We start from the raw sequence: 20,965 nt of genomic DNA, 5'->3' as shown, positions 1-20,965 counted from the left end.
CAAAAAGAGTGCATCCTTCCCCTCAAGGGATACCTCCGACCCTCAAAGGAGGCATCCAATCTATGAGGATGCACTCTCTAGCCCTCAAAAAGAGTGCATCCTTCCCCTCAAGGGTTTTACTCAACTTTCATCGCATCTCATTCTTATGAACCCTTAACCAAGGACACAAAAAAGTTTATTCGTAGCTATTTTATTACCCATCTTATGCAATTCCATTTCCGTACAGAATTTTCAAAATTTTTTAAACATCCATAAAATCAAATCAGAAAGAATTGATTAAGGCAATTAAGGGTAAATTTTGTCAATTTGTAGACAAAGTTTATTCTTTTTTATGAATGTTGTATTTTTACTATAGTTATTTAAAGTGAATTTATATATGATACATATTGATATTTATTTATAGAAATAAATATAGGAGAAAAACTATGAATATCAGATATTTTTTCATAGCGGGGGCAATTACAAGTGGTTTAGCTCTTGCGATTCAAAAATCTGATCGTATAGTCAATCAACAACCCTCTCCTATTGTTGCACCTTATACTGTTGAGAAAACGCATTTACAGTTTTTTAAACCAGTAAGTAACATATCGGATACATTGAATATACTGAGAACAAATAATAGAACAGCATCAGAACAAGCATCAATAAACGATATATATGAAAAAGGAAAAGACTTATTGAATGCAATAGCTAGTTTTTTATTAGTAATTATTATATATTTCATGAAAATTGGTTTATAATAAAGTATAATATACAAAAAGTTTGTAAACACATTTTGTGTATATTGTAAACTAATATAAAAGGCCCTTTTTAAAAGGGCCTTTTATAGTTTAAATTTAATTGTATTTTATTTTTATTGACAAAATATTACTGCTTTTAATAATAATATTTTTTAATCTTCCTCACATCTTAAACGACGAAGGCTCTACCCCCAGTTCTCACACCCCATACTGCTTTAGTCAATGATGATCTAAAATTCTCGCTGTTTTTCTAGTAAATTCCTCTCTTTTCAAGCAAGTTTCCCTATAGACAACTGCATACACGTCACTTCCAAGCCTCCATGAAGCAGCCCGATCCATTACACAAAACACCGTATATGCAAAAGTTTTACCCCTTATCACCCGCCCCCAAACACACTCTTTTCCCTTCTGCTCACATCATGAAACCACAAAGATTTTTAAACCGCGCCACTTTGGACACAATCATTACAATTTTGCGTCACAATTAGGCTTTTTCTTCAAGCAAAGGCCATCCTCTTTTCAAGAGAAGGCTGTTTTTTATCATACTCTCAATTCTGCTTCTTTTGATTTTTGTGAGATTTGTTCTAATGCTCTATCGCGTTCATTCAGTACGCATTTCAGTTCTTTTTTTACTTTGCAATAGAGCCGCGCACGCTTAATAAACAAGTAATAAATGACCCCCATTGTCCAGCATATTAAAACATTTAAGAGCATAAAGACTAGGAAAGAACAGACTATAAATGTTATAAGGCTACTCGTCATTTTGTCCCCCTTCCACATTCAGCATACGGATTGCCTGATCGCGTTGTTGTATCGCTTCTTCCAATTGTTGAAGCGTTTCTCTCAATTTTTTTGTTAATTTTATACCCATGAGCCCGATGATCGGAACAAAGAAGATAAACCCTAACCATATAAGGTTACACAGCAGCAAGATAAAGCCAACCATATCACTCTGCCACCATCCAAAATTTGCGATAGAAAAAGTAGCTTGTAGAAACAAAACAAGCATAAAAACAAAAAGAATTATTTTACATTCTTTAGGATAAAGAGGCAGAGATTCTTTGAAGTTAAGAAAACGCATTTTTGCATCAAGGGTCTCAAGCACGTGATTCTGTCTTTTCATCTCTCCCCGATCATTGCGCAATTGTTGTATGGCTTGCTTTTGTTGTGCCGTACTCTTTTTCAATTCTTGGGATAGTTTACAAGACACTCTTAAATGCTTGATCATCAGGTAAGGAAGCCTGATCATAACCATAACCATTAAAATGGCAATGATGATGACCCCTAAAACAGCCAAATATTTTATCATAACGCTCCCTTTTTTCCCCTATCGCATTGATGTGAAATTATCATTTTTATTCTCTACTCAAGCAACTGTTTCTAATCTCTTCACTGTTTTTTTCACGCCATAATAAAGGAGACTATGAAGAATTAAAATGACAGGCAAACTAAAGGCGCTCAAGACAAAAATAAACAACATCGGCAGTGCACCAATAACAAACAATCCAGAGGCAGCTTGAGGTGCAACAAGCGCAAATTTTGCAACAACAGATGCAATAACCAAGCCACATACGAAAAACACACTCACAATGAAGGCTATATAAAAGATTATCAAAGTATCTTTTCTTGAAAGTTTCAAAGATTGTTTAAAAGAAAGGGCGCTAAACTCTGTTGCAAGCCCCCCGTTCTGTCCTCGCCCCTCTGTCTTATAATGCCACAAACTTTGCACTGTTGCCTTTTTTAATTTCCGTCGCATCCCAAACAACAATATTGTCCGTTTTATCAAAGAATAATAAAGTTCTAAGATAAGCTTCACAGTAGAAAACAAAACCATACTCAACGCACAACAAATAAAGATAGCCATCCCTACCATAATCAAGATTACAAAAGCATTTATAAAAAAAGCAGTCACGTGTTCCCCTCTTGTGTTCTGTTGCGAGATTAGTTATCTTGCTGTTGCTTCTCTGGCAATGTTTCCCCCAGCAGTATCATTTCCTTAACATCCCGTTTCAATATGGCATTAAAGATAAAAAAGAGTGGAAAGAATCCTAAAAGAACGCCAAAAATGTTCTGCGGCAAGAGACATAAAAAAGCCCAAACACTATTCCATCCTGCGTCCCGCAAAGACGTGATTATAGGATTGTTTTTAACAGGCTGTCTCCATATCTCCCAAAACATTTTTTGAAGATCTTCTTGTTTCATTTGCGCCATTGCTTGCAACTGTTCTTTAGATATAATGTGAAAAAATTCCAGAGGCTTCATATAGACAGTCGCGACAAAAAGCACCAACAAGAGGATAGCCAAACAACAAATGATGACATACTCTTTCGTTGAGAGAGTCATGCATTTTTTGAAAACAGCCGATTGATCTAACCCTGGCTGTAATACAGAAGCCATATTTCCCTTATGGGCAGATTGGTGTTGTGATTTATCTTTGATCATGTTGATATTCCCCCACGTCTAAAATGCCCACGCACTCTTTAATAATTTAATAACACGCGACCAGCGCGGCTAATCCGTTTAGCACTCTTTTCACCATGAAACAAGCACTAATAAGACCCTGTAAATCTATTTTTTAATTCTTTATACGTGACACCCTACAATCTCTAAAGGCTTATAAGCACAACCGCCACTGTCTTCCCCTTATCTATCATCACCCACACCTCAAAGGATAATGTTTTACACAACGCAACAAGCAAGAATACTCAATCTAAAAAAACATCTCATGTGGAAAACTGACATGCCCACCATAAACGACAGCGTTTACCATTGCTTAAAATGAAGTCGAGCCCATAGGATACAAAGGATAACGATATTTCTCCCCACCTCTTTAGAGGTTAAAGATTCTAAACCCCATATCCGTTTGTAAACAATCCAATTGCTCTCAGTGCACTCCGCCTGCTGAGCACTGATGTGCTGCATGTGCATAAGGCCCTATAGGCAAGACCTCGCCTAAACATTTTTACTGTTTTATATTTAATGGATCGAGCGTTGTATGCCTTATGTGCCGTATATCCCCGCCTTAAATGACAATATTTACAGCATAAGAGGATAAGATCGAAAAAAGCAAAAAAACAATATTGTAGAAATAAAGTTGTAAAAACAATCATATTTTTTTCTATTTGATTGAAGCTCAAAAGAATTTTTTCTGCTGTTTCTAAGGATTTCTTCTCATTTTTACATTCTTTTTTAAAATGATAATCCCATAGGAGAAGTAAACCAAAACGATAGAGAAGAATATGACAGAAAATGACCAAATAAAATTTAGCAGGATTAGAGTATAAAGTCATCATGTCTCCCCCTATCATCCATTATGGCAGCAAACAGATTGTGCAATCACATTGACAAATGCACTATGGGGAAAGTCCATAAAAACAACAAAGCAATAGAGATGCAAAAGATTATTTTATAATCTCACAGCACACCATAGACTTTTAAAGGAAGCCTACTAAAATGTACTACAAAATTTGAATAAGATACATACTCTACATTCTCGCAATATACATTTAAGGGATTAATTTATAATAATAATTCATTGTTTTTGCATGATGAATGAGAACCTTGAATATCGTAAGATTATTTCATTTCAAATCTGTTCCATGTTGAAACCAACTTGCAATCACCCCAAATAATGTCCCCTGCACGTTACAAAGAGAAAGAGCCGTATGGAGTGAAACAGGAAAGAAAGAACTAAAAACATCTCTTAATAAACTGTCTCGCATGCCAAGGGCGTATCGCAACAATGGAAGCTGGTGAAATGTGTGATGATGCCGGCTTGCTTCTTCACAAACGTAAAGATGGGGGCGCTCAGATGGAAGCGCTCAATAGACTTTATATTATTCAAATTTTATATTATTTCACTGGGAGGTGATATCGTTGTCCCCCTTCACGGGCACCGTCACGAAATGGGCTTCTAAGCCCTAAGACATGCCTCTTTAAAAAGCAACACAAAACAAAGTCAAATAAGCAACCAATTATCCAGCATGAAAAGCCCGTAACAAACAACCTTAAAGTTTTTCAATCCTCATTTGAAAGCTTCTTAATCAAAAAGGACCCATTTTAAAAATTCTTTCTTAACAAAGAAATATCTCACAGCCCCTCACCTTTATAAAAGCGCCCACATTTATAAAGACCCCTCCTATAAAGGCATCTTCCATTAATCAAAGTAGCTTCTTTCGATAGTGCATCCCACCCTTTAAATAACATTCCCCCGTCTCATGATAAGAATCATTAAAACAGCAAAACAAAATTTATCCTCTATAAAGGATATATAAAAGGAACACCAAAACAAATTGCTTAACCGTTCACAGTTTATTTTGCGCTAACAAACGATATTTTATTTGAAAATATCGGGTATCTTATGCTATTATAATAGGGTGGGGAAGCTTGTTCTTACAGCTCTCTACCACTCAATAGAAGATAAACGTCTTTTATAGGGGATAAAGATATGCATAACAGGGTGATGTATATCAAACATCTTGCAACAGCGCCCAATAACAAAAGAATGATTGTTCTAAAGATAGAATTAAAATTTTCCGCAAAGCGCTTGTGAGAAAAGAAAGACGTAATCTCATTAGAAAAAACGCCCATTCGAAAAAATGATAGCATAGCCATGGAACATCCTTCTTATTTTTTCATTCACATTTGACAAAAATTCTCTTCAATTTTTCAAGAGAAGATGAGAAGTCTTTAGAAAGTGCATAATCGGCTATGAATGAAAAATAAGACTGATAAGGACAAGATAAAAATGATAAGAAATACCTTTCAACAAAGATGATTTTTTCCTACCACGTTTCTTTTCTTTGCACTTAAAGAGGCTTTTAGTATCGTTTATTTTTTGATCTGCAACGGCGCTCATATCCCCACAATATTTGCTTCAAGTGCTTTTTACATCCCTGTCCCCCATCCACAGACAGTTTCTTTTTCATTCAAATGGTAAGTTCATGAAAATACGTAAAAAAGGCGCTAGATCGACAATAACAGGCAAACGAAAAGAGCCCAATGGACATATTTCACGTGTCCAAAGCCCCAGCAAATCTCCGCCTCAATCTGCGATTGAAATGCGTGCAAAACACTTTGGTTTAAGCCTCGAAGAAGCGAAAAATCCGCTTGTAGGAACCTATATTGGGCGTCTTTGTTTGCTTGGCTATAAAGAGGATTCATCAGGCATTAGTAAAGAACAATATGACACGGCACAACGATACTTGCAAATCAGAAACGACTATTTATGTGCAAAAGGTTTACCAAACGGCTATTATGATGGTTTTACGCATAGCGCATCAGATGAGAAAGCAAAAAAGCAATGGATTCAAAAAGCAACAGAACACTATGAAGATATGCAAGAAGCGATTAAAGAAGCACAATATCAGCATCGTCAACACAATTTTCATGCGGCATTACAATATCTCGTTATAGAAGATCAACCACTCTCTTCCCTTATTGGTTCCTTGCGCATTATTCTTGATGCTCTTTATAAACATTTTGACTGTTCTACCCCAAAGAGCATTCGCTAAAAACACGTATCGTTGACGTCCCCCTCACAGAATAAGGATTCTAAAATCCACATCCCTTTGTAAACATGTTCCTTTGTAAAAATAACACGCAAAGGCTGTGTTCTTTTTCAAGAAAAGCAGGGGTGTGAAAGGGATGATTGAGTAAAGAGGGAGCAAATTACGTTGGTGTTAAGGTTGATATCACGCAATAGGCTTTTACGGTGTTGTTATCGAAAGTCTGCTGTTTTCTGTATATTTGTAAAAGCGTAAAAACGTGGAACTGTAAATCCACCTCTTGGCAGGGAACACTTGATATCCACAAGGCTTGCCTCTTCATGGATTTCAATGATGTAATGCGCGCGACAAACAACTTTTAAAACAGCCACCCCGTATAAAAAAACACTTACACGTGTCATAGAAGACTTCTCTTATATTATACCCTCCTCACTTACGTCACCCTGCCTCAAAAGATACTATTTCACAGCATGGGCGAGATAAATATTGCCCCTCTTCCGCTCTCAACATTCCCCTATCGCCCTCTGTTGGAACAACCCAACCCCATCATGCAACTTTGCCCCCTTTGCCCCCAAAGTTGCGACAACCCTTAACACTTGAGAGGAGCATGAGTAGCATTTTTAGTTTTTTCTTGGTCCGTTTTATCCAGATAGCTCTTCTTGATTCATAGCAAAAAAGAGACATGGCATGAGGTGATTCTCCATAGGTTTTAAATGATAACATCCTACGATAATTGGGGCTATCATTTAACCTGTCATTCCGGATGATAATGATAGATTTATGATTATAAATCAATATTTTGTTATTAAAAACAAGACGCTGTTTTTTTTACAAAATTACAAACATAATACCTTACGCGCAAAAACCGATCTTTATCCCCATGGACAACCACACAAGAACCCACTCTAAGAGTAACCTCGCTCCTAACCACCGCCCCCAAAACCAACTACACAAGTCTTTCTCTCATCACATCGCCAACACAATAGCAATAACCGTGCCCCCCCACCACCCGTGCCCAAAAGACATCATCAACCATCCCTCCCCCACAAACATCGCCATCAACAAGCTTTCACCATCCCCCCCTTTCTCACGAGAAAACATGTTCTTTGCCACATAAAAAAAGGCCAATGAAGACAACATATCTTGCTGCACAACCAATAAATGAGCATTTTCCTGTAGATTTATTTCCGCGATAAAAAGGGAAAATAATCGTTTTTCTGTTGACAGAATATGAAAAATCGTATTTAATAACGGGCGCGGTATGGGTTTTTTTGTGTCTAGATTTCATTATCAAATCTTTAGGGTGGTGAAATATCTATGCGGGGGTAATAGAGTTGTATTTTGCAACACTATTTCAAAGTATATTGTTTGAAAATGTATTTCGTCTTTTTCTGACTATCTTTCTTTTGCATCACCAATTAACCAAATGATTTTGAGATATTCAAGCCAAACAGTATGCATAAAACGCTTCCCAAATAAAACACCTATGCAACACATCACAAAAGGGATGAGCAATACACGAACAAAAATAAGATGAATACAACTGTTTTTGTTGACACATGGCACATTTTTTCCTGCTTTCCACACCTTAAAGGATGAAGATTTTACCCCCATCAGTTTGTAAAAAAACTGTTCTTGTCAGAGTGCACTTGAGAATCACTTAGCATTCCAGTGCATGTTATTGACCAAAAGCTTAAAGTGTCCCAAACAAGGCTAACCATATCCACCCCGCATAAAAAACACTTAAACTTAAGAAGCTTGCCTTATAACACGCCCCATAAAAGAACACTATTTCACGGCATGGGCGGGATAAATATTGCCCCTCTTCATGCCCCCAACGTTCCTCTATCCTCCCTTGGTTGGAACAAATCGCCCCCATCATACACTTTACCCCCAATGTTGCACCACCCCTTCTACTTGAAAAGGGGCATGAGAAACATTTTTAGTTCTTTTTGGGGCCGTTTTATCCATACAGTTTTATTCATGACGGATAAAAGACATGGTAGGATAATTTTACAACAGATGATGAATCATATTTCTCTTTAAGAAAAAACTCAAAAAACGCTTCCTAAAAAGAGCTATTCTAAAAATAGGTATTTGCACAACAAGCACCTGTTATAGGGGAAGCGTTTTAATTTTTCACGTGGAAAACTGTTGAAAATAGGCTGTTGTCTTTTCATTGAGATGAGGCATGCAAGAGCAATACACGCAATAAAAGTAACTTAAAATATCAAGATAACGTTGCCAATGCATCCAAACGTCTTACCGTTTTTACAGCTTTTAAAGGAAGAAAAAACACACAGATTTTTGAAACTAAAAAATCTCTCAATTAAGCCTTTTTATGAAAAAGTCGACAATATGCTCTCATCGCCCGCAACTTTCAAGGGACAAAGTCTCTCTCCCAAACATAGCCAGCCAAACATTTTTTAGCCACAATTGAAGAAAATAATCATTGATTATCAATATGGAGGTTCATAGTATGAAGCCACAAGATTCACCCCTCCCTGATTCATCCCAAACACCCCCAACACCTGAAGGCGCACGCGCACCAGAAGATACGCGTGCAGATGCATCATTCGAAAATCTTACTGCAGATTTAGAACGACTCCACATCGAAAAAATAAAAAACACCCCTTTTAATCGTGCGGAATTAAAAGACATTATTGCCGGTTTAGAAAAGCATAATGCCGATGGCAGTTGGATCAAAAATTATTATGATATTTTAGATCTGTACATGATGCCAGCCTTGGTCGATCAAGCAAATCGTAAATATCCAGAGATGAATCTCAAACTTACAAGCCCCCCTGACGGCTTTGCCCTTGCACTCAAAGACACTTTCGAGCGCGGTATAACATCTTCCAGATTTATTGTTAATGCGCAAGATAGGGGCATCCATTTTGCGGTTGTCGATCATCAAACCATTGATAATAAAACATCTTTGATCTTTTTTGAACCAACCTTACTGCGTGACACGCTTCCCGCATTACTTGCATTAAGGACGCGACAATCCCTTGAACATTACCAATTTCCGAATATTCATTTTGCCATGGTAGAAATGGATATTCAACGAAGCTCCTCTGAATGTGGGATGTTCAGCTTAAGCCTTGCCAAAAAACTTTATCTTGAATCTCAAAAATTAGAAAGACTGCACAAAGATAATATTAAGGGCATATTATGTGAACCAAACACGCCTTTACCAGCTGAAAAATTAGATCCGTATATTCCACCTCGTTTATACAAACACTTACAAGGAAGAAGACGTCTTAGGGAATATTTACAAGCCAATCCGGATGCTGAACATGAAAAAGTAAACAAAAAAGGTGAAACCCTAACCGAAAGATTTGAGAGAAGTTTAGTGACAACAGAGACAAAAACTGTTTCTGTTTCACAACATAGAAAAAGAGCAACGGAATACAAATCTCTGATGCTGTAATGAAGATTTTTTCCATCGCCGTATTCCATATCCATAAAGAATGAAGCGATACTGCTTTATGGTGAGGAATGGGCTTTGTGGGCTTTTCCCTTCGAAAGAGAGAAAGATGCAGACCGCAAGTAACGGAAACTCTTAAAGATAACAGTCAAAACGGTATATTCTATCAAAATGAACATACTTACAGCTCGTATTTTAAAACCTTGAAGATAGAAAACACTCTCGGGCTTTGTTGCATCTCAGAGATGGGGCCGCCCCGTTTTTTTATGTAATTGTTTAAGCCCTAGAATGGCTCTCACCCCTTTTGCTTTTCTCTCTTTTAAAACATTTTTTAGCCACAATTAAAGAAAATAAGCACTTATCGATTATCAAATTATCAATATGAAAGTTCATAGTATGAAGCCACAAGTTTCACCCCTCCCTCATTCATCCCAAACACCCGCAAGCGCAAGTGATTCTACAGAAAATCTTGCTGTAAATTTAGAACAATCCAGCAGTGAAAAAGGGCAAAATATTCCATTTACTCGTGAAGAATTGCAAAATATTATTGCCGGTTTAGAGGAGGACATCTCAACGGGCCGCTGGTTTAGAGCTGATTATGCAAGTACAGATCTTAAACTGATGCCAGCTTTGATAGAACAAGCAAATCATAAATATCCTGACATGCGTCTTAAATTGGCAGGATCATCTCATGAGTTTGCTCTTGCACTTAAGGAAAACATCGAAAATGGCGTTCAATCTTCCAAATTTATCATTTACACAAAGGATAGAGGAATCCATTTTTCAGTGATTGATCATCAAACCGTTGATGACAAAACATCCGTGGTATTTTTTGAACCTACAACACTTAACAGTATGAAACCAGCAGTATTGGCATTAAGAACACAATTGGCCCTTAAAGCGCATGAGTTGCCCAACTGTTCTTTTGCCATAGCAGAAATGGATATTCAACGAAGCTCTTCTGAATGTGGAATGTTCAGCTTAGCCCTTGCTAAAAAGCTTCATGCCGAATCTCAAAAATTAGAAAGACTGCATAAGGATAATGTTAAGGGTGTCTTATGTGAAGGGGACACCCCTCTATCTCCTGAAAAGTTAGATACATATCTTCCAACCTCTTTTTATAAACATGCACAGGGGAGAAGACGTCTTGAACAATATATAAAATCTAATCCGGATGCTGAACATGAAAAAGTCAACAAAAAAGGTGAAACTTTAACCGAGAGATTTGAAAAAAACTTAAAAGAAGCAGAGGGAAAAACGGTCTCAGTTTCACAACATAGAAAAAGAGCAACAGAATACAAATCTCTGATGATATAATGAAGATTTTAGCCCTATTCCATATCCATAAAGAATGAAGCGATGCGGCTTTACGATGAGGAATGGACTTTGTAGGCTTTTCCCTTCGAAAGAGAGAAAGATGCAGACCGCAAGTAACGGAAACTCTTAAAGATAACAGTCAAAACGGTATATTCTATCAAAAGGAACATACTTACAGCTCGTATTTTAAAACCTTGAAGATAGAAAACACTCTCGGACTTTGTTGCATCTCAGAGATGGGTCCGCCCCGTTTTTTATGTAATTGTTTAAGCCCCAGAATAGGCTCTCAGCCCTTTTGCTTTTCTCTCTTTCAAAACATTATTTAGCCACAATTGAAGAAAATAAACATTTATCGATTATCAATATGGAGGCTAGTATTTATGAAACCACAAGATTCAAAAGACATCCCCTCACGTTCATCACCAACACAAGAAGGAGCAAGCACAGCCAAAGGAGCCAGCGCGGATGAATCCTTAGAAGATCTTATTGCACGTTTAATGCAAAGTTCGGTCCAAACAGAAGAAGAACATGTTGCACCGAATTCTGAAGAATTAAAAGATATTATTACAGGCTTAGAAGATGATCTCGTCACCGGCCGTTGGATTAACTCTTATTATGAAGACACAGATATTAGATTGATGCCATCTCTCGTAGAAAAAGCAAACAGCAAATATCCAGGTATGAATCTCAAATTAGCTCTTACAGCAGAAGAGTTTTCTCACGCACTAAAAGAAATCGTTGAAAGCGACGCAAAATCTGCCCAATTTATAGTCAATTCTGGAAGCAAAATCCACTTTGCCGTCCTTGATTATCAAAAAGTTGATGAGAAAATCTCTTTGATTATGCTTGAACCGACAACATTTCAAAATATCGCTGCTTGCAAACTAGGGATAAAAATCAATCAAACTCTTGAATGTCTTCAACTGCCTCCCTATTCTTTTACCATGGCTGAAATGGATATTCAGCGAAGCTTTTCTGAATGTGGGATGTTCAGCTTAAACCTTGCCAAAAAGCTTCATCTTGAATCTGAAAAATTAGAAAGACTGCACAAGGATAACGTTAAGGGTGTCTTATGTGAACCCAACGCATCTTTATCTCCTGAAAAGTTGGATACATATCTTCCAACCTCTTTTTATAAACATGCACAAGGGAGAAGACGTCTTGAACAATATATAAAATCTAATCCAGATGCTGAACATGAAAAAGTCAACAAAAAAGGTGAAACTTTAACCGAGAGATTTGAAAAAAATTTAGAGACAGCAGATGGAAAAGCTGTTTCTGTTTCACAACATAAAAAAAGGATTCATGAATACAAATCTATAATGATGTAATTGAGACTTTTTTCATCGCCACATTCCATAGCCATAAAGACATTCCATATTCATAAAGAAGGAGGTCCTCTTAAAACTATAATCAAAAATCCAAAGCTCTTCTTAAGCTATAATCCCTCCTTGAAGAGACAGAATGCTGGATACGTGAAATATTTTATGGTTTTAGAGATTTAAGTGAAAGCATAGGTCTCCTCCTATAGAATTTTTCTAAGAGTTCTCTCAAAGCGCCTCCACATCAATACCATGCTCTCAAACCAGTGCCAACACCACCACGAACACAATGGCAGTGATCTCGCGTGCGCCACACCAACACCGCCCCGCACCAACAAAAGGCTATCACCCCCATGGGAATGGGTCTCAAAACCAACCTCTCCACCCCCACAAACAAACCCTTTCCTCGTGCAAAAACCCTTTCTCAAGAAGGGGAAAAGAAGTATAGAACTGGAATACACAGGGAAATTTTTATAACACCCTCCCTCACCACCAGCTGAACCGGAGGCATCATCCTTGCCCCACCAACGCCACAGCCAACACCCCCACGAACACAATGGCAATGCCCCCGTGTGCACCACATCAACACCGCCCCGCACCAACAAAAGGCTATCACCCCCCCATGGGAATGGGTCTCAAAACCAACCTCTCCAACCCCACAAACAAACCCTTTCCTCGTGCAAAAAACCTTTCTCAAGAAAGGGAAAAGAAGTATGGAACTGGAATACACAGGGAAATTTTTATAACACCCTCCCTCACCACCAGCTGAACCGGAGGCATCATCCTTGCCCCGCCACGCCAACACGAACACCCCCACCAACGCCACAGCCAACACCCCCACGAACACAATGGCAATGCCCCCGTGTGCATCACACCAACACCGCGCCCACACCAATAAGACGTCATCAACAAACCACCCCATGGGAATGGGTCTTAAAACCAACAACAACGCTCTCCCAACGGAAAATATGACCACATCCAACCATGCCCCACCCTAGGATTCTACAAATAACATTTTGATTTCATTGGTTTTTTTCGTCTATTCTCTTTTTGAAGAGCAAAAAAACCATTTTTACTATATCAACCAGCCTCACATCAAAATGAGGCTTTATTTTATGGAGAAGCAAATGAGAAAAATATCATCCGCAGGGCTTGCACTTATTAAACAATGGGAAGGATTGCGTTTAAATGCCTATAAAGATTCCATAGGCGTATGGACAATAGGCTATGGACATACCAGCACTTCTGGTAAACCGTTTGTTCACAAGGGCATGACCATCACTGAAAAACAAGCAGAAGAACTTCTTTGCCAAGACTTAAGACAATTTGAAAATACCGTTGAAAAAAATGTGACGGTTTCCTTAACGAATGAACAATTCGCCGCGCTCGTATCGTTTTGCTATAATGTAGGAACAGCTGCTTTTTGCAATTCGACCCTTCTAAAAAAGCTCAATAACGGCGAATATGAAGCCATCCCTGCTGAATTACAAAAATGGACCAAAGCAGGCGGAAAACGTCTTCACGGTTTAGTGCACCGTCGTGCAGCCGAAGCAGGCTTATGGGCAAAAGGAGCTTATGTTTCTCCCAACTACCAAACCGTGGAAACGAAAGAACCAATGGGATTTTTCAAAGCAGAAGCGCTTACACCGATTATTGGTTCTTTTTCTGGACTTGGAGGTTTATTGGCAGGCAATGGACCCATCCAATGGGCATTGGCAACCATTATGGTTTTAGCCGCCTGTGTTGGCATTTTCTTTGTAGCAAAACGGTTTCGGGAGCAACGTTTATGATGTGGTGGATGAAAAAAAATCTGATGATAACAGGAGCGGCTCTGACCGCTTTTTTTATCGCTTTCGCAAAAATTTTCACTCTTGGAAAGAAAATTGAACAGCAAAAGCAAACAGAAAAAACGCTAAAGTCATCAACAACACGGCTAGAGGTAGAAAATGAAATTAATCAAAAAAGTGATCCTGATGTACGCGCTGCTCTTACTCACTGGTTGCGCGATAAAAACAATCAATGAGCCTTCTCCTTGTGTTGGTTGGATGCCCATTTATTTAGACAAAAAAGACCTCAATATCATCAGCTCAAATCTGGCAAGAGATATTTTAAAGCATAACAAACAAGGGGAAGGCTTGTGTGGGTGGAAACATGGCTAGAAAAAAAACAGAAAAGCAAATGGAACTTACGGACAAGGAAAAAGAAATGCTACAAGAAATCATCATGACTTACAAAAGTATAAAAATGATGTCACGCTATACGAAGTGGATTATCTTCATCATTTTTTTATTAGCGCTTGATTTTTCACGTATCATAGATGCATTGACAAGTATTTTTACACAAAAATCGAATATTCAGCTCTAAAATAAAAAATGAAAGGTGAGACGTGCTAACTCTTACTATAAAAAGCCATCGGTTCATAATTTTTTTTAAACAGAGAGCTTTTATTGATGATTTTCACGTCTCACGAAAAATTTTCATACTCTTCACAAACACCATTACGAAATGAATTTAAGTGCATTAAAAAGATTTTTTTAATAAGCGCATAAGTAAGCAACGGAATGGTATTGTCTACTATAAAGCCCCATTTTTAGACTCGTAAAGAAGCAAGCTGGCACCATTACACATTTACCGCCCAATATTAGCAATAAGCCTTAGAAAAGAGTCGTCTCGCTCTCACAGGGCTTTTCGTAATGGCGTTTGTAAATAGCATAAAGGTAAAGTTCCTATGAATCATATAAAACTATAGGGCACCATCATCTTTTACGCTTGCGAAAAAGCACGCTGGCATTATCACACTTTTCCAGCCTACAATGTTGTGATAACCCTATTTATAAACACCTTAACTATTTGAGAATATTCATAAAAAGCATTTTTGTTTTCTTTAAGGATTTTACTCTGACTCTCTCTACTTGTAAGATACAAAGAAAATGATTGTGTTTGTTTCAACATGAGAGAGAGATTTAAAATGAAAAAATCCTCTGCTATGAGGCTTTTTATTTAACGTACAAAACAATGAACGATTATTCTAAAAAAGCGTTTCTCCATTAAAAAATGTGAAGCAGCACCGATTGTTGTTATTATCTGCAAGAATGAATGCTTTTGAAAAGCCATATTACATTGATTTGTGATGATAATGGAGCGTTATTCAACTTGAATTAGACCCCTGAATACCGTAGGATTCTCTTATTTCCAAACCTATTCCATGTTGAAAGAACCAAACCCATGTTGCTTGCACATTACAAGTAGAGAGAGAACAGAGTCAAAAACTGTATAAGAAAGAAAACAAAAATGTTTTTTATGAATATTCTCAAATAGTTAAGGTGTTTATAAATAGGGTTATCACAACATTGTAGGCTGGAAAAGTGTGATAATGCCAGCGTGCTTTTTCGCAAGCGTAAAAGATGATGGTGCCCTATAGTTTTATATGATTCATAGGAACTTTACCTTTATGCTATTTACAAACGCCATTACGAAAAGCCCTGTGAAAGCGAGATGACTCTTAAAAAACACGTAAATATGCAAGACCAGTCTATTGGAAGTATTTTGTTGTACATAAGGAGCATCCTCTCATGAAAGAACGCAAAAAATAAAAGCATAAAGCAATGTATAATTTTCATTATTTAAAAAATATTACCATAGATCCTTTCGAAAGGTATAAAGCAGAAAGATGATGGCGAGTAATTTACACCTTTACATTCTTTCTCAATGAAACTGTCTTCCTATTTCAGAAATTGCCCAAACAGAAAGAAGCAAGACGCTCTCTCCCATCGAGTGTACGACAGCTGGAAATGTTCGTAGGGCTCTTCCCCCTCTCAATTTTTTCTCAAACATTCTGTTGCATTAGAATTTGATGTTGATTGACAAGCAGCAGAAAAAGCACACATGCTCTTAGAAAAACAAAGTGTGGATTTATATCAAACAGTTGCACTCAAACTATTGGTTTTATTAGTTTTCGTGTAATAATATATCTTCTTGTTCGTAATAATTTCTTTTTTCGGCTACCTGTCGTTGTTCCCTTGGCTGGAAAATTACATTCCACAATATATGTAACAAACAAGTTTGATATCTGTCAGCATGGATTTTTCTCTTTAAGCTTCTCAAATGAAACTATCTCCCTATTTTAAGAGATTACCTAATGTTGCGATAGCCCTTGCCACTTAAAGCCCTTGCCACTTAAGACGGTTCATAAGAGCCATTTTTCCTTTTTTATACCAATCTTATTCCCCTGCTCATCCCGCTTTTGACGTGCAAGAGATATGATTTTGATTGATTCAACATGGAATAAGATTTGAATGAGAGAATTTTACGATATTCGGATCTCTCATTCAAGTTGAATAACACTATATTATTATAAATCAAAGTATTACCCAAACAAAAAGACACATATTTCAGGGTGCAAAAAACATTTAACAGAGCAAACACTTAAATTTTGTTTTCATGCAAAAGCTTGAAATACCAGCATCTTATTCATAAAAAAAAACCAACAAGCCCGACCATGCTTTTTCCAACGCTCTCTTTCCAACGCTCCATGGGGACTGACTCTTAAATGATTACGCTGGTTGATAAAAACCATAGTAACCTCCCCCTTATGAAGCACAAACACAGAATTTTTTAATGGTAAATGCGTAAGCTTGAAATGAAAAAAGAAAACCGTATGAGAAGAAAGTTATTATCAATCAAAGCATTGTATTTTTATCCGCAAAATATCTTCAAAGCCAATCCCTCCACGATAAAAATATTTCATAAATGCGAGAAAAGAGCCAAGAACCAAGCGTGAAATCTATTCAGACACACGATAAATCAAACCGTGGAAAAGAGAATAATCCTCTAAGATAAAGAAACTGTCAAAAAAGCAAAAACTCATATGAAATATATAAAAAACGGGCCAGAAGGCCCGTTTCTTTATAACTTCTATAAAAGGGCTTAGAAATCCATTCCGCCCATTCCACCCATTCCGCCACCCGGCATTGGAGGCATTGGAGTATCTTTCTTTGGAACTTCAGCAACCATTGCTTCTGTTGTGATAAGAAGGCTAGCAATTGAAGCCGCATTCTGAAGAGCAGAACGCACAACTTTCACAGGATCAACAATTCCCAAAGCAATCAAATCACCAAATTCACCGGTTGCGGTATTGTAACCATAAGTATCCGCATTGTTTTCCAGCACTTTGCCCACAATAATAGCGGCTTCTTCACCGGCATTGGTTGCGATTTGGCGCGCTGGTGCCTGTAGTGCACGACGAACAATATTAATACCTGCTTCTTGGTCAGGATTACTTCCCTTAATGGTCAACGCACTTGCTGCACGCAACAATGCGGTACCACCACCAGCAACAATACCTTCTTCAACAGCAGCACGTGTTGCATTCAAAGCATCATCAACACGGTCTTTCTTTTCTTTCACTTCAACTTCTGTTGCACCACCCACACGGATAACAGCAACACCACCAGCGAGTTTAGCAAGTCTTTCTTGCAATTTTTCGCGATCATAGTCAGAAGTTGTTTCTTCGATCTGAGCCTTGATTTGATTAACGCGAGCAGTAATTTCGCTCTTTTGTCCAGCACCATCAATAATAGTGGTATTTTCCTTAGAAATATTCACTTTCTTTGCACGTCCAAGCATATCCAAAGTGACATTTTCAAGTTTAATGCCCACATCTTCAGAAATAACCTGTCCGGATGTCAAGATTGCGATATCTTCAAGCATTGCTTTACGACGGTCACCAAATCCAGGTGCTTTTACAGCAGCAATTTTCAAACCACCACGCAGCTTGTTGACCACGAGCGTTGCCAAAGCTTCACCTTCCACATCTTCAGCAATGATAAGAAGGGGTTTTCCAGACTGAACAACAGCTTCAAGCACAGGAAGAAGAGATTGCAAATTAGACAATTTCTTTTCGTGAATGAGAATGTAAGGATCATCGAGATCAGCGACCATTTTCTCAGCATTTGTGACAAAATAAGGGGAAAGATACCCACGGTCAAATTGCATTCCTTCCACGACTTCTAATTCCGTTTCAGCGGTTTTAGCTTCTTCCACGGTAATGACGCCTTCATTGCCAACTTTTTCCATAGCATCAGCGATCATTTTACCGATTTCAGCAGCACCATTAGCGGAAATTGTTCCCACTTGTGCAATTTCTGCTGACGTTTGGATTTTTTTAGCTTTTTTGAAGAGGTTTGCCACCACTTCTTCAACAGCAGCATCAATTCCACGCTTCAAATCCATTGGGTTCATGCCGGCAGCAACAGCTTTAACACCTTCTTGCACAATAGCTTGTCCCAAAACAGTTGCTGTTGTTGTTCCATCACCCGCAACATCATTGGTTTTAGAAGCAACTTCGCGCAACATTTGTGCACCCATATTCTCGAACTTATCTTCCAGTTCGATTTCTTTTGCAACGGATACACCATCTTTTGTGATGCGAGGCGCACCGAATGATTTATCAATCACCACATTGCGACCTTTAGGGCCGAGTGTCACCTTCACAGCATTAGCAAGAATGTCGACACCGCGCAACAAACGCTCACGCGCATCACGGCCAAATTTGACTTCTTTAGCAGCCATTTAATTTCTCCTTGGAGTTTTTTTCAAAATAGTACACAATGAAAAATTAGGTGCTTCAATTAGCCCATAATTCCCATAATGTCAGATTCTTTCATGATTAAGAGGTCTTCCCCATTAATCTTGACTTCAGTTCCAGACCATTTTCCAAATAAAATACGGTCTCCTGTTTTTACTTCCAAAGGCACACGCTTTCCGTTATCATCCAGAGCGCCATTGCCAACAGCAATCACTTCGCCTTCTTGGGGTTTTTCTTTCGCTGTATCAGGGATGATGATCCCACCAGCCGTTTTATTTTCAGATTCAACCCGACGGACAACGACACGGTCGTGAAGTGGGCGGAATTGTATATTAGCCATGTTTTAAATCCTTAAAACTGAACATAATTGGATTAATCTTAAAATTCTTGCTAGCACTCTCTTCATGTGAGTGCTAACACTATCTGAAATATAAAATCGGTATTTCTCAATGTCAAGAATAACCATAAAAAAATAGTCATAAAAAATTTCTCTAAAGCAGATTCAAAGTCTTGCCTCTTATTCCACTTTCGCGTTATTTAGCTCCTTTAAGAACCCGTGAACAAAAAAGGATCTTATCATGGTTGAAACACGTCAGGAAACGGATAGCTTTGGAACGATTTCGGTACGTCAAGATCGTTATTGGGGCGCACAAACTGAACGTTCTCTGCATAATTTTAATATTGGCAGTGAAAAGCAGCCTCTTACCATTATTTACGCCTTAAGCCTTGTAAAAAAAGCCGCTGCACTTGTAAATATGGACAAAGGCAAACTTTCCCCAAAGATTGGAAAAGCCATTGTCACTGCCGCAGATGAAGTTCTCTCTGGCGCATTCGACACGCATTTTCCTCTTTCTGTTTGGCAAACAGGCTCAGGGACACAAAGCAATATGAATGTTAACGAAGTTATCGCCAACCATGCCAGCATGCTTTTGGGTGGCAAACTGGGAAGCAAAAAGCCTGTTCATCCCAATGACCATGTCAATATGAGTCAATCATCGAATGATTCCTTTCCCACAGCGCTTCACATTGCCACCACGCTGCAAACGCGCCAACATCTTTTTCCCATTCTTGAAGCTCTCATTACCACTTTAAGAAAAAAAGAAGAAGAATTTGCCGATATCATCAAAATCGGACGAACCCATACGCAAGATGCAACCCCCTTAACACTTGCACAAGAATTTTCAGGCTATCGCGTAGCACTAGAAGCCAATCTTCAGCGTATTGAAACCGCCCTTACCGATGTTCAAATGCTCGCCCAAGGAGGGACGGCTGTCGGAACAGGGCTCAATGCCCCGAAAGGTTTCGACGTCGCCTTTGCTGAAACAATTAGCTCCCTCACAGGGATCTCCTTTAAGACAGCACGCAATAAGTTTGAAGCTCTCGCCCATCATGGGGCGCTTGCCCATTTCCATGGAAGCCTGAATGCATTAGCCGCAGATCTCTTTAAAATTGCCAATGACATTCGTTTTTTAGGCTCTGGTCCACGTTCTGGCTTAGGCGAACTAAACTTGCCTGAAAATGAACCTGGCTCTTCTATTATGCCCGGCAAAGTCAACCCCACTCAGTGTGAAGCCATGACAATGGTTTCTTGCCAGGTCTTCGGGAACCATACCAGCGTAACATTTGCCGCCAGCCAAGGACATTTTGAACTCAACGTCTATAAACCTGTCATTGGCTATAACGTTTTACAATCGATTACACTTCTTGGTGATTGCATGCGCTCTTTTGATCTGCATTGCATTCAAGGACTACGGGCCAATCGCATTCATATTCACTCTCTCATGGAGCGCTCTCTCATGTTAGTCACAGCTCTTGCACCAGAAATTGGCTATGAAAAAGCTGCTGAGATTGCCAAAGCAGCGCATAAAAATGATACAACTTTGCGCACAGAAGCACTAAAAGCCGGGGTTTCTGGCGATGACTATGATCGGCTGGTTGATCCCAAAAAAATGATTGCGCCCCAATAAAGAGGGCACATGCTTTTGTTATTGCTTGTCAATCAACATCCAAACTTACTGCAGCAGCAAGATTAAAGTGGTTTGAAGGCTTTCTCTGCTGTTGCA

At 38.5% G+C, this 20,965-nt stretch carries 22 protein-coding genes; 11 read left to right on the top strand and 11 right to left on the bottom strand.

What is annotated here, in order from left to right:
* Positions 1 to 425 precede the first annotated feature (425 nt).
* Positions 426 to 740 carry a hypothetical protein gene (locus tag ACFIMW_RS05760; protein WP_375608154.1) on the top strand — a complete coding sequence of 105 codons (315 nt, stop codon included), beginning with the start codon at positions 426 to 428 and terminating at the stop codon, positions 738 to 740.
* 751 nt (positions 741 to 1,491) lie between these two features.
* Here ACFIMW_RS05760 and ACFIMW_RS05755 read toward each other — a convergent pair.
* From ACFIMW_RS05755 to ACFIMW_RS05740, 4 genes are all read right to left on the bottom strand, one after another.
* Positions 1,492 to 2,049 (bottom strand): hypothetical protein, encoded by a 558-nt coding sequence (locus tag ACFIMW_RS05755; protein ID WP_375608153.1) that lies wholly within the window; start codon positions 2,047 to 2,049, stop codon positions 1,492 to 1,494.
* Between the two features lie 57 nt (positions 2,050 to 2,106).
* Positions 2,107 to 2,652: a hypothetical protein gene (locus ACFIMW_RS05750; protein ID WP_375608152.1), complete on the bottom strand. Its 546-nt coding sequence runs from the start codon at positions 2,650 to 2,652 to the stop codon at positions 2,107 to 2,109.
* A gap of 29 nt (positions 2,653 to 2,681) precedes the next feature.
* Positions 2,682 to 3,182: a hypothetical protein gene (locus ACFIMW_RS05745; RefSeq protein WP_375608151.1), complete on the bottom strand. Its 501-nt coding sequence runs from the start codon at positions 3,180 to 3,182 to the stop codon at positions 2,682 to 2,684.
* 1,139 nt (positions 3,183 to 4,321) lie between these two features.
* Positions 4,322 to 4,462, bottom strand: a complete 141-nt coding sequence (locus ACFIMW_RS05740) for a hypothetical protein (RefSeq protein ID WP_375617362.1) — start codon at positions 4,460 to 4,462, stop codon at positions 4,322 to 4,324.
* A 20-nt stretch (positions 4,463 to 4,482) separates the two neighbouring features.
* On the opposite strand from ACFIMW_RS05740, the gene ACFIMW_RS05735 reads away from it, so the two are divergent.
* Both ACFIMW_RS05735 and ACFIMW_RS05730 read left to right on the top strand, forming a co-directional pair.
* The gene (locus tag ACFIMW_RS05735; protein ID WP_375608150.1) at positions 4,483 to 4,611 is read left to right on the top strand and encodes a hypothetical protein; all 129 of its coding nucleotides are present in this window, start codon (positions 4,483 to 4,485) and stop codon (positions 4,609 to 4,611) included.
* A gap of 1,072 nt (positions 4,612 to 5,683) precedes the next feature.
* Positions 5,684 to 6,253 (top strand): hypothetical protein, encoded by a 570-nt coding sequence (locus ACFIMW_RS05730; protein WP_375608149.1) that lies wholly within the window; start codon positions 5,684 to 5,686, stop codon positions 6,251 to 6,253.
* A gap of 206 nt (positions 6,254 to 6,459) precedes the next feature.
* Here the strand turns inward: ACFIMW_RS05730 and ACFIMW_RS05725 are convergent, their stop codons facing one another.
* Together ACFIMW_RS05725 and ACFIMW_RS05720 are read right to left on the bottom strand one after the other, a co-directional pair.
* Positions 6,460 to 6,648, bottom strand: coding sequence for a hypothetical protein (locus ACFIMW_RS05725; RefSeq protein WP_375608148.1), 189 nt, complete (start codon positions 6,646 to 6,648; stop codon positions 6,460 to 6,462).
* Positions 6,649 to 7,213: 565 nt separating this feature from the next.
* Positions 7,214 to 7,348, bottom strand: a complete 135-nt coding sequence (locus tag ACFIMW_RS05720) for a hypothetical protein (RefSeq protein ID WP_375608147.1) — start codon at positions 7,346 to 7,348, stop codon at positions 7,214 to 7,216.
* Positions 7,349 to 8,726: 1,378 nt separating this feature from the next.
* On the opposite strand from ACFIMW_RS05720, the gene ACFIMW_RS05715 reads away from it, so the two are divergent.
* From ACFIMW_RS05715 to ACFIMW_RS05705, 3 genes are all read left to right on the top strand, one after another.
* Complete coding sequence (locus ACFIMW_RS05715) at positions 8,727 to 9,680, top strand: YopJ/AvrA family T3SS effector serine/threonine acetyltransferase (RefSeq protein WP_375608146.1); 954 nt, start codon at positions 8,727 to 8,729, stop codon at positions 9,678 to 9,680.
* A 393-nt stretch (positions 9,681 to 10,073) separates the two neighbouring features.
* Positions 10,074 to 10,994, top strand: coding sequence for a YopJ/AvrA family T3SS effector serine/threonine acetyltransferase (locus ACFIMW_RS05710; RefSeq protein ID WP_375608145.1), 921 nt, complete (start codon positions 10,074 to 10,076; stop codon positions 10,992 to 10,994).
* Positions 10,995 to 11,374: 380 nt separating this feature from the next.
* Positions 11,375 to 12,325, top strand: a complete 951-nt coding sequence (locus ACFIMW_RS05705) for a YopJ/AvrA family T3SS effector serine/threonine acetyltransferase (RefSeq protein WP_375608144.1) — start codon at positions 11,375 to 11,377, stop codon at positions 12,323 to 12,325.
* A gap of 235 nt (positions 12,326 to 12,560) precedes the next feature.
* On the opposite strand, the gene ACFIMW_RS05700 is transcribed toward ACFIMW_RS05705, so the two are convergent.
* Positions 12,561 to 12,692: a hypothetical protein gene (locus ACFIMW_RS05700; protein ID WP_375608143.1), complete on the bottom strand. Its 132-nt coding sequence runs from the start codon at positions 12,690 to 12,692 to the stop codon at positions 12,561 to 12,563.
* 48 nt (positions 12,693 to 12,740) lie between these two features.
* Positions 12,741 to 13,259 (bottom strand): hypothetical protein, encoded by a 519-nt coding sequence (locus tag ACFIMW_RS05695; protein WP_375697386.1) that lies wholly within the window; start codon positions 13,257 to 13,259, stop codon positions 12,741 to 12,743.
* A gap of 184 nt (positions 13,260 to 13,443) precedes the next feature.
* On the opposite strand from ACFIMW_RS05695, the gene ACFIMW_RS05690 reads away from it, so the two are divergent.
* The 4 genes from ACFIMW_RS05690 to ACFIMW_RS05675 are packed head-to-tail and all read left to right on the top strand — an operon-like array spanning position 13,444 to position 14,680.
* On the top strand, positions 13,444 to 14,106 hold the full coding sequence (locus ACFIMW_RS05690) for a lysozyme (protein ID WP_375608141.1): 663 nt from the start codon (positions 13,444 to 13,446) through the stop codon (positions 14,104 to 14,106).
* Positions 14,103 to 14,339 (top strand): hypothetical protein, encoded by a 237-nt coding sequence (locus tag ACFIMW_RS05685; RefSeq protein ID WP_375608140.1) that lies wholly within the window; start codon positions 14,103 to 14,105, stop codon positions 14,337 to 14,339. Before ACFIMW_RS05690 ends, ACFIMW_RS05685 begins: the two co-directional genes overlap by 4 nt.
* Entirely contained in the window at positions 14,263 to 14,475 is a 213-nt protein-coding gene (locus ACFIMW_RS05680) for a hypothetical protein (protein WP_375608139.1), read from the top strand. The genes ACFIMW_RS05685 and ACFIMW_RS05680 overlap by 77 nt, the downstream gene beginning before the upstream one ends.
* Positions 14,468 to 14,680, top strand: coding sequence for a hypothetical protein (locus tag ACFIMW_RS05675; RefSeq protein WP_375608138.1), 213 nt, complete (start codon positions 14,468 to 14,470; stop codon positions 14,678 to 14,680). Before ACFIMW_RS05680 ends, ACFIMW_RS05675 begins: the two co-directional genes overlap by 8 nt.
* A gap of 2,074 nt (positions 14,681 to 16,754) precedes the next feature.
* On the opposite strand, the gene ACFIMW_RS05670 is transcribed toward ACFIMW_RS05675, so the two are convergent.
* From ACFIMW_RS05670 to groES, 3 genes are all read right to left on the bottom strand, one after another.
* Positions 16,755 to 16,892 (bottom strand): hypothetical protein, encoded by a 138-nt coding sequence (locus ACFIMW_RS05670; protein WP_375608137.1) that lies wholly within the window; start codon positions 16,890 to 16,892, stop codon positions 16,755 to 16,757.
* 350 nt (positions 16,893 to 17,242) lie between these two features.
* Entirely contained in the window at positions 17,243 to 18,886 is a 1,644-nt protein-coding gene (groL, locus tag ACFIMW_RS05665; protein ID WP_375608136.1) for a chaperonin GroEL, read from the bottom strand.
* A 59-nt stretch (positions 18,887 to 18,945) separates the two neighbouring features.
* Positions 18,946 to 19,242, bottom strand: coding sequence for a co-chaperone GroES (gene groES / locus ACFIMW_RS05660; RefSeq protein ID WP_005774667.1), 297 nt, complete (start codon positions 19,240 to 19,242; stop codon positions 18,946 to 18,948).
* Positions 19,243 to 19,480: 238 nt separating this feature from the next.
* Here groES and fumC point away from each other — a divergent pair, with 238 nt between their 5' ends.
* The gene (gene fumC / locus ACFIMW_RS05655) at positions 19,481 to 20,869 is read left to right on the top strand and encodes a class II fumarate hydratase (RefSeq protein ID WP_375608135.1); all 1,389 of its coding nucleotides are present in this window, start codon (positions 19,481 to 19,483) and stop codon (positions 20,867 to 20,869) included.
* Positions 20,870 to 20,965: the final 96 nt, after the last annotated feature.

Source organism: Bartonella sp. AC329YNZD, assembly GCF_042196685.1.
GTDB lineage: Bacteria > Pseudomonadota > Alphaproteobacteria > Rhizobiales > Rhizobiaceae > Bartonella.
The sequence above is the reverse complement of the archived record's forward strand: the minus strand, read 5'-3'. Positions and strand labels throughout refer to the sequence as shown.